This window comes from Pseudomonas syringae pv. tomato str. DC3000 (assembly GCF_000007805.1).
In the GTDB taxonomy this organism is placed as follows: domain Bacteria; phylum Pseudomonadota; class Gammaproteobacteria; order Pseudomonadales; family Pseudomonadaceae; genus Aquipseudomonas; species Aquipseudomonas avellanae.
Genome location: NC_004578.1, coordinates 1,913,360 through 1,925,714, shown reverse-complemented (window position 1 = coordinate 1,925,714; position 12,355 = coordinate 1,913,360). Strand labels below are relative to the sequence as shown.

The window sequence follows — 12,355 nt, the reverse complement described above, 5'->3', positions numbered from 1 at the left end:
GCACGAACGCCCTTCCAAATCGGCCAAATATTCCTCATGTGAAGCTTTTTGACAACCAAAATATCTTCACTTCATTTTATAACTTTCATGCTTGTGCAAACCTGTTTCAGATAAGCATGCGTTTTATAGTTGTGAGCGCAGGACTGTTCCGGAAACTCGTCCATATATTCTGTCAGGGAACGATCAACTCGGCCTGAATTTTTTCAAGCGTGTATTTACGCTCCAGAATGTTTCTCAGCGCCTTTTTAGCCGTTGTTTCGCCGTGCACAAGGCGAATCTGCGCCGGCCACTTATTCATACCCGTGACGAATTCGACAAGTTCGGCCTGATCAGCGTGGGCCGAATAGCCTTTGGCGGTGTGAATTGCAGCGCGAATATCGAAACGCTCGCGATCCAGCTCGACGTATCCGCCCGACGGGCCATGCGCCTGAATGGCAGCCCCAGGCGTTCCTTTCCCTTGATAGCCGACAAACACCACGTTATGCCGAGGATCGCCCAGCATGGCTTTCAGGTAATTGACGATCCTGCCGCCGGCACACATGCCGTTACCGGCGATGACAATGGCCGGCCGCGCAGTGCTGGCCAGATAGTTGACTGTGCGCAGGTGCTCTTCGTGGGTGTTGATGGTAATGAGCTGGTCAAAGCCGAGCGGCTTGCGTCCGGCGTCCAGCCTCAGGCGGGCACCTTCGTCCCAGTAGTCTTCAAATGACTGGTAGGCCCGGGTGAAGCGACTTGCCAGCGGCGAGTCGAGGATGATCGGCAGCCGCGACCAGTCCGCAGGCGGCACGTCATCCTCATTCAGGCGCGCACTGCTGTGGGCAGCATCACCGGATGGCATCTTGCGCCGCAGGATGTCCTCCAGTTCGTAGAGCAGCTCCTGAGTGCGACCGATGCTGAACGCCGGAATCAGCACCGTGCCGTTGTCTTCCAGCGCCCGGTCTATGATGCGCTCGAGTTCCTGCTGACGAATGCTGCGATCTTCATGAAGACGATCACCGTAGGTACTTTCCAGCACCAGTATGTCGGCGTGCTCGGGTGGCTTTGGCGCAGGCAGAAACGGTGTGTGGCTCGCGCCAAGATCACCGGAAAAAACCACACGCATCGAACACCCTTCCAGTGGGTAGTGCAGATCGCATTCTATATAAGCCGAACCCAGAATATGCCCCGCGCGTTGCAGGCGAACCCTGCAGTGCAGCGACTCGCGGTCGACCAGACTGAACCAGTTATCGAATGGCAGCGCGATGATCCGTTTGTTGATCAGCGCAAGGTGGCGCTCGGCCTGCTCGGGATCATGTGCAAACTGGATCTTCAGGCTGTCTTCCATCACCAGTGGCAGCAGATGAGCGCTCGGCTCGCTGCACAGTATCGGCCCTTCATAGCCTGACGCCAGTAACTCGGGAATACGCCCGACATGGTCGTTGTGCACATGAGTGATCAGAAGCGCTCTGATGGCCTCGGGGTCAAACCCGAACGGCGAGACCTCGCCTGACGCGCCGCGCTCCTGCACTGAGCCGCAGTCGATCAGCAGGCTGCTCGACGCATCCATACGCAGTTGATGGCACGAACCCGTCACCGTGTCGACAGCACCGTGATGAATGATTTCCGGATAAGACATGCAGTCACCTTTGCTTGCCAGCCTGACTGAATGTTTGCGACATCCGGCATCAGGTCTGAACCATAAGTTTCGGCGCATTCTGCACTTGAACAGCTTATTTTCAAGACTTGACACAAGACTGTTACAGCAGCAGAAATCGGCGCTGAAACCTAATATAACCGGCTCCCCCTATGGAATGGGCACCTCGATTTAAAAAGCGAAGTTTCCTACGCGGCGCAGTAACTATCCTTCATATAATCGAAGAATAAGCCGACAGAATTATAAGTAGGTTTTTTCAGCAAAAAAGAGAGATACAGATAAGATGCACACCAGCCTCGAGACGCTGGATGCAATTTCATGGTACGGAAGGGATAGAAAAGTGCACGACGTCACGTCACCAGACAGGCATCCGACGACGCCCGAGCAGTACTGCTCAGACGGAGCGAGCAGAAGGCGTGCGTTTTTTACGAAGGCTGACTATCAGCGTCAGCATCGGGCCGATGAGCATACCCAAAAGCAGCGCGAGGATAACAGGCAATGCCAAAGGAAGCTGAGGCGCTGACCAACCGAAGAACGTCACGGCGACAGACTGCCGGTTTTCAAGCATGAACACGACTGTTACCGCAGCTACGAGCAGTACAGCGACGATCAGAATGACTCGTTTGAAAATACGCATCTGGTAATCCTGTGGTAAATGGCTTTAAAAGCCCTCTTCTTCATCCTCGTTGACCCGATCCCGCAGCTCCTTGCCCGGCTTGAAATGCGGCACAAACTTGCCATCGAGGCTGACCGATTGCCCGGTCTTCGGGTTACGTCCAACTCGCGGTGCACGGTAATGCAGCGAGAAGCTGCCAAAACCCCGAATTTCGATTCGGTCACCGGTTGCCAGGCACTGGGACATTTGTTCAAGCATGGTCTTGATGGCCAGCTCGACATCTTTGGATGAGAGCAGCCCTTGATGGGTGACAATTCGTTCGATCAACTCCGACTTCGTCATATTTTTCCCTTCTTTTTCAAGCAGCTAGATCAGCGCTTGGAAGGTTTTAGCATGACCGGATGAATTTGAACAGCCCATGTATTGACTTATGTTCAACGCTGTCAACCCTGCATGAACAGATTACAGCCACGCTACACGTGAGAGGCGTTTAAAGAGAGGGAAATAAACGAGGGCCTGGTAAGGCCTGGAGGCTATAGCGGGCGCTTGTGACCGAGGTCAGGCGATCAAAGGGGGTCGGGCTCAGGCCTGCATGACATAAATGCCAGGCATGAAAAAGGGCGACCGAAGTCGCCCTTTTTTATGGTCAAGCAGAACTTAGTTCTGTTTTTCCATTTGCGCGCGCAGCAGGTCACCAATAGTGGTAGGACCAGTGCTTTCAGCGACTTCAGGCTTGCTACGCAGGCTCTGGATCGCTTCTTTCTCGTCTTCAACGTCTTTCGACTTGATGGACAAGCTGATTACGCGGCTCTTGCGGTCAACGCTGATGATCTTGGCTTCGATCTCTTCGCCTTCTTTCAGAACGTTACGCGCGTCTTCAACGCGGTCACGGCTGATTTCGGAGGCTTTGAGGGTCGCTTCGATGTCGTCGGCCAGGGTGATGATGGCGCCTTTGGCGTCAACTTCTTTAACGATACCGCGAACGATAGCGCCCTTGTCATTGACAGTGACGTACTCGGAGAACGGATCGCTTTCCAGCTGCTTGATACCCAGCGAGATGCGCTCGCGCTCAGGATCAACCGACAGGATCACGGTGTCGAGCTCGTCGCCCTTCTTGAAGCGACGTACGGCTTCTTCGCCCACTTCGTTCCAGGAGATGTCGGACAGGTGAACCAGGCCGTCGATGCCGCCGTCCAGACCAATGAAGATACCGAAATCGGTGATCGACTTGATGGTGCCGGAGATTTTATCGCCCTTGTTGAACTGGCCAGAGAAATCTTCCCACGGGTTGGATTTGCACTGTTTGATGCCGAGGGAGATACGACGACGCTCTTCGTCGATGTCCAGAACCATGACTTCCACTTCGTCGCCAACCTGAACGACTTTCGAAGGGTGGATGTTCTTGTTGGTCCAGTCCATTTCGGAAACGTGTACCAGGCCTTCCACGCCTTCTTCCAGCTCTGCGAAGCAGCCGTAGTCGGTCAGATTGGTAACACGCGCGGTAACGCGGGTGCTTTCCGGGTAGCGAGCCTTGATAGCAACCCATGGGTCTTCACCCAGTTGCTTCAGACCCAGGGAAACACGATTGCGCTCGCGATCGTACTTCAGAACCTTCACATCGATCTCGTCGCCAACGTTGACGATTTCCGATGGATGCTTGATACGCTTCCAGGCCATGTCGGTGATGTGCAGCAGGCCATCGACGCCACCCAGATCGACGAATGCGCCGTAATCGGTGAGGTTCTTGACGATACCTTTGACTTGCTGACCTTCCTGCAGGGACTCGAGCAGAGCTTCGCGCTCGGCACTGTTCTCGGCTTCCAGGACACTGCGACGGGAAACGACAACGTTGTTGCGCTTCTGGTCCAGCTTGATGACCTTGAACTCGAGCTCTTTGCCTTCCAGGTGAGTCGTGTCACGCACAGGGCGGACGTCAACCAGAGAACCAGGCAGGAACGCACGGATGCCGTTAACGTCGACAGTGAAGCCGCCTTTAACCTTACCGTTGATAACGCCCTTGACCACTTCTTCAGCTGCGAAAGCCGCTTCCAGAACGATCCAGCACTCGGCACGCTTGGCTTTTTCGCGGGACAGCTTGGTTTCGCCAAAGCCATCTTCGACCGCGTCCAGCGCAACGTGAACTTCATCACCGATCTTGATGGTCAGCTCGCCAGCGTCGTTGTGGAACTGCTCCAGCGGGATGAGGCCTTCAGATTTCAGACCGGCGTGAACCGTAACCCAACCTGCCTGGTAGTCGATATCAACGATGATAGCGGTGATGATCGAACCGGCCTGAAGGTTGAGGGTCTTTAGGCTTTCTTCAAAAAGTTCTGCAAAGCTTTCGCTCATTTTAATTCCTGTTGATCAAGGGCGAAGGATACGCCCATCTGCCACGCTCCAGACAACGTGGGTTTCGTTCAAGTAAAAGAAAGCCTGCAGGACTATGACTGGTCTCCCACACGCTTCTTCGTCACCCGGCGATATCGCGAAGCGCGATTTCACTCAGAATGCGTTCCAGCACCTGTTCGATGGACAATTCAGTGGAATCCAGCTGTATGGCGTCGTGCGCCGGCTTTAGCGGTGCTACCGCTCGCTGGGTGTCACGCTCGTCGCGTGCACATATCTCATCTAGCAGACTCGACAGACTAACATCATCGCCCTTGGCCTTCAACTGCAAGTAACGTCGGCGTGCACGTTCCTCGGCACTCGCGGTAAGGAATACCTTCAGCGGGGCGTCGGGAAACACGACCGTGCCCATGTCGCGACCGTCTGCGACAAGCCCCGGCTCTTCCTGAAAGGCGCGCTGGCGCATCAGCAAGGCATCGCGCACAGCGGGCAAAGACGCCACCTGAGATGCGCCACTGCCGATCTGCTCGTTGCGAATGGCCTGGGTAACGTCCTCACCTTCAAGAATGATGCGCTGCCCCTGCCCCGCCGCTGTCGTTTCGAACTGAACATCCAGATGAGCGGCAAGCAATTTGAGCGCTTCTTCGTTGGTCAGGTCGACGCCATGATTGCGCGCAGCGAAGGCCAGCAGGCGGTATAGCGCGCCGGAATCAAGCAGGCACCAGCCAAGTTTCTTGGCCAGCAGCCCGGCTACAGTGCCTTTTCCTGAACCGCTAGGTCCGTCGATGGTGATAACGGGTGCTTTGATTTTCACTTTATGTCCTCTTGCGCTACACGCATGCCGACTTGAGCGCACAGCGCCAGAAAATGGGGAAACAATGTGGCGGCGTCCGCACAATCATGAATACGGATGGGCGCCGAAGCCCGCAACGATGCAACACGAAACGCCATGACAATACGCTGATCGCCGCGCGCATCAATCTCGCCGCCGCCCGGCGTACCGCCCTCAATGATGATGCCATCCGGCACAGGTTCGGCCTCGATACCGAGCACCGTCAAACCGTCAGCCATAAGCCTGACGCATTCCGACTCGCCTGCCTGCAACGTCTCTGCGCCGCGCAGAATGGTACGCCCTTCTGCGCAGGCTGCGGCGATAAGCAGCGTCGGAAAGGTGCCGATCGCCAGCGTCACCAGCGCCTCCGGGATATCCGCGCCTTTCAGCCGAGCCGAACGCACGTGCAGGTCCGCCAGCCGCTCATCTGCCAGTTCGCGAACATTTTGCAGCACAACATCGCCGCCCATCAGACGCAGAATGTCGATCGCTCCTTCACACATCGAGCCGACACGAACGTCCTCGAGCAGCAGATCACACCCTTCACTGATCGACGTCGCGACCATGAACAGGACAGCGGACGTGACATCGGTCGGCCCTTTGATACGATGGCTGACGCCCTCTGCAGAGCGCACCCGCACGTCATCCGGCGCCTCATGATGATCGGCAGAGGTCATATCGACGCGAGCACGGCTGGCAAGAATTCTGCCGAAGTGCTCTCTGGCCGTGCGCGCGCGAGTGAATACCTCCAGCAACTGCGCGCCATCGCCAGCATCCACAGCATCGCGCAGGGCATCAAGGTCACTGCGAAAACTGTCCAGCGTGCGCAGGACCGACTCACGGTTGGCCATGAAGATGTCGTGCCACATGGTCGGATCGCTGCCCGCAATACGCGTGAAGTCACGAAAGCCGCCAGCGGCATAGCGGAATATTTCCAGGTTTTCGTTACGTTTGGCCAATGAGTCGACCAGACCGAATGCCAGCAAGTGCGGCAGATGACTGGTCGCCGCCAGCACGTCGTCGTGACGCTCGACCTGCATGTGCTCGACATCAGCACCCAGCGCAGACCACAACCGATGCACAACGGCGACGGCGTCGGGGTCGGTTTCAGGCAGCGGGGTCAGAATGACCTTGTGACGCCGGAACAACGCAGCGTTGGAAGCTTCGACGCCGCTCTGCTCGGACCCGGCGATCGGATGCCCAGGCACAAAGCGTGACGGCATATGGCCGAACGCCTGATGGGCCGCCCTGACCACATTGCCTTTGGCGCTGCCAACGTCAGTGAGAATGGCGCCCCCCAGATCCAGCGGTGCGAGCAGCGCAAGGAGCTTTTCCATCGCCAGAATAGGCACCGCCAGCTGAATCACGTCGGCGCCCCGGCAGGCCAGGGCAAGATCGGCCTCGCAACGATCGACAACCCCGAGCTCGACCGCAAGCTTTCGCGACCGCGGATCAAGATCGACGCCGACCACTTCACGGCACAGGCCGCTTTCGCGCACGCCCTTGGCAAACGAGCCGCCAATCAGCCCGAGCCCCACGACCACCAGCCGCCCGATCAACGGCCGGGCCGGTTGCTCTGAAATCACATCAACCACGCGAACATACCTGGCAGCCCGACAAGGCAACAAACAAACGGATCATGCGCAACGCCCTCAAAGAACCGCTTTCGGGTAGGAACCCAGCACCTTCAAGGCAACGGCTTCACTGCTGATTTTTTCCAGTACGGCTTTGACCAGCGGGTCCTGGTGATGGCCGACGAAGTCGATGAAAAACACGTAGGTCCACTTGCCACTGCGCGACGGACGGGTTTCGATACGTGTCAGGTCCAGACCATTCTCATGGAAAGGCACCAGCAATTCGTGCAGCGCACCCGGCTTGTTGCTCATCGAAACAATGATCGAGGTCTTGTCGTCACCGGTTGGCGGGACTTCCTGATTGCCGATGATAAGGAAGCGCGTAGAGTTGTCCGGGCGGTCTTCGATCTTTTCCGCCAGGCGGGTCAGACCATAAAGACCTGCCGCCATATCGCCAGCAATGGCCGCCGAGTTCCATTCGCCCTTGACCCGCTTGGCGGCTTCGGCGTTGCTGGCCACGGCAACACGCTCGACGTTCGGATAATGGGCGTCCAGCCATTTGCGGCACTGGGCCAGCGATTGCGCGTGGGAATAGATACGCGAAATGCTTTGCGTCTTGGTGCTCTCACCGACCAGCAAATGATGGTGAATGCGCAACTCGACTTCGCCACAGATGACCATGTCGTGCTCAAGAAAGCTGTCCAGCGTGTGGTTGACCGCGCCTTCGGTGGAGTTTTCCACCGGGACCACGCCAAAGTTCACCGCACCCGCAACCACTTCACGGAACACTTCATCGATGGCAGCCATCGGCAGACTGATAACCGCATGGCCGAAGTGCTTCATGGCGGCGGCCTGGGTGAACGTACCCTCAGGCCCGAGATAGGCGACCTTGAGCGGCTGCTCGAGGGCCAGGCAAGACGACATGATTTCGCGAAACAGCCGCGCCATCTCTTCATTGCTCAAGGGGCCGCGATTGCGATCCATGACCCGCCGAAGCACCGCCGCTTCGCGTTCCGGGCGATAGAACACAGGCACTTCGCCTTCTGCCAGCGAAGACATCTTCACCCTGGCCACTTCCTGAGCACAGCGAGCGCGCTCACTGATCAGCTCCAGGACCTTCTCGTCGAGGCTGTCGATACGGACGCGAAGCGCCTTGAGTTCTTGCTCGGACATCAGCCGTGCTCCTTCTCGAAATCTTTCATGTAGGCGACCAGCGCGTTGACCGCGTTGATATCGACTGCGTTATAGATGGAAGCGCGCATGCCGCCCACCGAACGGTGGCCTTTCAGATTGAGCAGGCCATTGGCATCGGCACCGGCCAGAAACGGCTTGTCGAGACGGTCGTCAGCCAAACGGAACGGCACATTCATCCACGAGCGATCCGGCGTGTTGATCGGGTTGCTGTACAGCCCGCTGGCATCGATGAAGTCATACAACGTACGCTGCTTGATGTCGTTGAGCTTGCCGATCGCCTCGACGCCGCCCTGCTCCTTGAGCCACTCGAAGACCAGCCCGGACAGATACCAGGCCAGGGTTGGCGGCGTGTTGTACATCGAGCCATTGTCGGCAGCGACTTTGTAGTCGAGCATGGTCGGGCACAGCGTACGCGCGCGACCGAGCAGGTCTTCGCGAATGATCACCACCACCACGCCGCTCGGGCCGATGTTCTTCTGGGCACCGGCGTAGATCATGCCGAAACGCGAAATGTCCACCGGGCGCGAGAGGATGTCAGAAGACATGTCGGCGACCAGTGGCACGTCGCCAGTTTCCGGAATCCAGTTGAATTCCAGACCACCAATGGTTTCGTTAGGCGCGTAATGAACGTAGGCAGCGTCCCTGGACAGCGTCCATTCGTTCTGGCCGGGGATGGCGAAGTAATCGTAGGCCTTGGCGCTGGCGGCGACATTGATCGTGCCGTAGCGCGACGCCTCATCAATAGCCTTCTGCGACCAGATGCCGGTGTCGATGTAATCGGCCTTGCCGTTTTCAGGCAGCAGGTTCAGCGCGATCTGCGCAAACTGCTGGCTGGCGCCGCCTTGCAGGAACAGCACTTTGTAATTGGAGGGAATGGACAACAGGTCGCGAAGATCCTGCTCAGCCTTGTTGGCGATGGAGACGAACTCATCACTGCGGTGGCTCATCTCCATGACCGACAGGCCTTTGCCGTGCCAGTCGAGGAGTTCCGCCTGGGCACGCAGCAGAACAGCTTCAGGAAGCGCAGCAGGACCTGCGCAGAAGTTAAAGGCTCGCTTGCTCATATCCACTCTCGTCAAATACGTTGGGTCTGTACGCGCGTGTTACCGGGTGCTGCATCACGAGCGGGCAGCTCGCGACGGGAAATACTGATCCGGCTGCGGGGCGGCCGAATGTCGCAAGGGCTGGACTTGCCTGGATGCACATGCACCTCCAGACGAGCCAGCCCTTACCTGATTTACGTTGCCGCTCAGTTCTGCGGTTCGTCGTCGTCCGGGGCCGCGTCCGCCTGCAGGTCTTCACCTGCCTCGTCTGCGTCGGCGCCGTCCACATCAACGATCACGCCATCAACAACCTCGTCACCCTCAAGCTCTTCGCCTTCGACTTCCGAGGGCTCCTGAACGCGTTCCAGGCCGACCAGTTTTTCGTCGCTGGCCAGCTTGATCAGGGTCACGCCCTGGGTGTTACGACCCAGGCTGGAGACTTCGCCGACGCGGGTACGAACCAGTGTGCCCTGGTCGGAAATCAGCATGATTTCCTCACCATCCAGCACCTGAACCGCGCCGACCAGACGGCCGTTACGCTCGTTGCTGACCATGGCGATAACGCCCTGACCGCCACGCTTGTACTCAGGGAACTCGGAAATGGCGGTACGCTTGCCGAAACCACGCTCGGAAGCGGTGAGGATCTGGCTGCCTTCTTCCGGGATCAGCATTGAAATCAGCTTCTGCCCTTCTGGCAGACGCATGCCACGCACACCGCGAGCCGTACGGCCCATGGCGCGAACGTCGGATTCCTTGAAGCGGGTGACCTTGCCGCCGTCGGAGAACAGCATGATTTCCTGCTCGCCATCGGTGATGGCTGCGGAAATCAGGATGTCACCTTCGTCGAGTTCCAGCGCGATCAGGCCGACGCTACGCTGACGACTGAAGGCCACCAGCGGAGTCTTCTTGACCGTGCCGTTGGCCGTGGACATGAAGATGAACGGCGCCTTCTTCTTGTCGGCAGCCTTGATGCGCGCCTTGCGCTCTTCTTCGGTCTCGCTGCTGTTTTCCGCGTCGTCCAGCTCGCCTTCGAGGGCTTCGCCTTCTTCGTCGGCACGCTTGCGCATGGCTTCGAGATCGACCGGCAGCATGGTGGTGATGTATTCACCTTCGCTCAGCGGCAGCAGGTTGACCAGCGGACGACCACGGGCAGCGCGGGACGCTTCCGGGATCTCGTAGGTCTTGAGCCAGTACACCTTGCCCTTGCTGGAGAACATCAACAGCGTGGTGTGGCTGTTGGCGACCAGCAGGTGAGCGATGTAGTCCTCATCCTTGATGCCGGTGGCCGACTTGCCCTTGCCGCCGCGACGCTGAGCCTGGTAGACAGCCAATGGCTGGGTCTTGGCATAGCCGCCGTGGGAGATGGTGACCACGCGCTCTTCTTCGGTGATCAGGTCACCGAGGGTGAGGTCCAGGCGTGCATCGAGAATCTCGGTGCGACGCGCATCGCCGTATTCGGCGCGGATCAGTTCGAGCTCTTCGCGGATCACTTCCATCAGGCGCGTGGCGCTGTTGAGGATGCGGATCAGCTCGCCGATCTGAGCCAGGATTTCCTGGTACTCACCCAGCAGTTTTTCGTGTTCCAGACCGGTCAGGCGGTGCAGACGCAGTTCCAGAATGGCCTGAGCCTGTTCTGGCGACAGGAAATACTTGCCTTCACGCAGGCCGTATTGCGGGTCGAGGTTCTCGGGGCGGCACGAATCGGCACCGGCGCGCTCGACCATCTCGACCACTGCGCTCGATTCCCAAGGCGTCTTGATCAGCGCCTCCTTGGCTTCGGCAGGTGTCGGGGACGCCTTGATCAGGGCAATGACCGGATCGATGTTGGACAGCGCAACCGCCTGACCTTCAAGGATGTGGCCACGCTCGCGCGCCTTGCGCAGTTCGAACACGGTACGGCGGGTGACCACTTCGCGGCGGTGACGCACGAAGGCTTCCAGCAGGTCCTTGAGGTTCAGGATGCGCGGACGACCGTCGATCAGGGCAACGATGTTGATACCGAAAACGCTTTGCAGCTGGGTCTGGGCATACAGGTTGTTGAGCACAACCTCAGGCACTTCGCCACGACGCAGCTCGATGACCACGCGCATACCGTCCTTGTCGGACTCGTCGCGCAGTTCGGTGATGCCTTCGAGTTTCTTTTCCTTGACCAGCTCGGCGATCTTTTCGATCAGACGCGCCTTGTTCAACTGGTAAGGCAGCTCGGTGATGACGATCTGCTGGCGACCGCCGACCTTGTCGATGTCTTCGACGATGGAGCGGGCACGCATGTAAATGCGCCCGCGGCCGGTGCGGTAGGCTTCGATGATGCCGGCGCGGCCGTTGATGATCGCCGCCGTCGGGAAGTCCGGGCCGGGGATGTACTGCATCAGTTCGTCGATCGTCAACTCGGGGTTGTCGATCAGCGCCAGGCAACCGTCGATGACTTCACCGAGGTTGTGCGGCGGAATGTTGGTCGCCATGCCCACGGCGATACCGCTCGAGCCGTTGACCAGCAGGTTGGGAATACGGGTCGGCATGACCGCAGGGATCATTTCGGTGCCGTCGTAGTTCGGCACCCAGTCGACGGTCTCTTTGTGCAGGTCGGCCAGCAGCTCGTGAGCCAGCTTGGTCATGCGCACTTCGGTGTATCGCATGGCCGCCGCGTTGTCGCCGTCGACCGAACCGAAGTTGCCCTGGCCGTCTACCAGCAGGTAGCGCAGCGAGAATGGCTGAGCCATACGAACGATGGTGTCGTACACGGCGGTGTCGCCGTGTGGGTGATACTTACCGATCACGTCACCAACCACACGGGCGGATTTCTTGTACGGCTTGTTCCAGTCGTTACCCAGCTCGCTCATTGCGAACAACACGCGCCGGTGCACGGGCTTCAAGCCGTCGCGCGCATCGGGCAGTGCCCGACCGACGATTACGCTCATTGCGTAGTCGAGGTAGGACTGCTTCAGCTCGTCTTCGATATTGACCGGGAGGATTTCTTTGGCCAGTTCGCCCATGAGAAGCCTGATTCCTTTTTCTGGTGAAACCTCGCAAACCCATTCGGGGTATACGAAGCTCGCCGCTGCCAGCATTTGCAGGGCAGCGACTTACGACAAATCAACGAGTTATGCCATGAAACTG

At 58.3% G+C, this 12,355-nt stretch carries 9 protein-coding genes; all 9 read right to left on the bottom strand.

Annotated elements, in window-relative coordinates:
• Window positions 1–172 precede the first annotated feature (172 nt).
• The 9 genes from PSPTO_RS09140 to gyrA all read right to left on the bottom strand — a co-directional run bounded on the left by PSPTO_RS09140 (window position 173) and on the right by gyrA (window position 12,231).
• On the bottom strand, window positions 173–1,615 hold the full coding sequence (locus PSPTO_RS09140) for an MBL fold metallo-hydrolase RNA specificity domain-containing protein (protein ID WP_005766752.1): 1,443 nt from the start codon (window positions 1,613–1,615) through the stop codon (window positions 173–175).
• 412 nt (window positions 1,616–2,027) lie between these two features.
• A complete protein-coding gene (locus PSPTO_RS09135) occupies window positions 2,028–2,270 on the bottom strand; it encodes a lipopolysaccharide assembly protein LapA domain-containing protein (RefSeq protein WP_005766750.1) in 243 nt (80 codons plus the stop codon).
• A gap of 24 nt (window positions 2,271–2,294) precedes the next feature.
• Window positions 2,295–2,591, bottom strand: a complete 297-nt coding sequence (ihfB, locus tag PSPTO_RS09130) for an integration host factor subunit beta (protein ID WP_002554561.1) — start codon at window positions 2,589–2,591, stop codon at window positions 2,295–2,297.
• 315 nt (window positions 2,592–2,906) lie between these two features.
• Complete coding sequence (rpsA, locus tag PSPTO_RS09125) at window positions 2,907–4,598, bottom strand: 30S ribosomal protein S1 (protein WP_002554562.1); 1,692 nt, start codon at window positions 4,596–4,598, stop codon at window positions 2,907–2,909.
• 121 nt (window positions 4,599–4,719) lie between these two features.
• Window positions 4,720–5,409, bottom strand: coding sequence for a (d)CMP kinase (gene cmk / locus PSPTO_RS09120; RefSeq protein WP_005616463.1), 690 nt, complete (start codon window positions 5,407–5,409; stop codon window positions 4,720–4,722).
• A complete protein-coding gene (locus PSPTO_RS09115) occupies window positions 5,406–7,022 on the bottom strand; it encodes a prephenate dehydrogenase/arogenate dehydrogenase family protein (protein WP_005766747.1) in 1,617 nt (538 codons plus the stop codon). The genes cmk and PSPTO_RS09115 overlap by 4 nt, the downstream gene beginning before the upstream one ends.
• A gap of 57 nt (window positions 7,023–7,079) precedes the next feature.
• Window positions 7,080–8,174: a prephenate dehydratase gene (pheA, locus tag PSPTO_RS09110; RefSeq protein WP_005616461.1), complete on the bottom strand. Its 1,095-nt coding sequence runs from the start codon at window positions 8,172–8,174 to the stop codon at window positions 7,080–7,082.
• Window positions 8,174–9,259 (bottom strand): 3-phosphoserine/phosphohydroxythreonine transaminase, encoded by a 1,086-nt coding sequence (gene serC / locus PSPTO_RS09105; protein ID WP_005766746.1) that lies wholly within the window; start codon window positions 9,257–9,259, stop codon window positions 8,174–8,176. Before serC ends, pheA begins: the two co-directional genes overlap by 1 nt.
• Before the next feature lie 185 nt (window positions 9,260–9,444).
• The gene (gene gyrA / locus PSPTO_RS09100) at window positions 9,445–12,231 is read right to left on the bottom strand and encodes a DNA gyrase subunit A (protein WP_005766744.1); all 2,787 of its coding nucleotides are present in this window, start codon (window positions 12,229–12,231) and stop codon (window positions 9,445–9,447) included.
• Window positions 12,232–12,355: the final 124 nt, after the last annotated feature.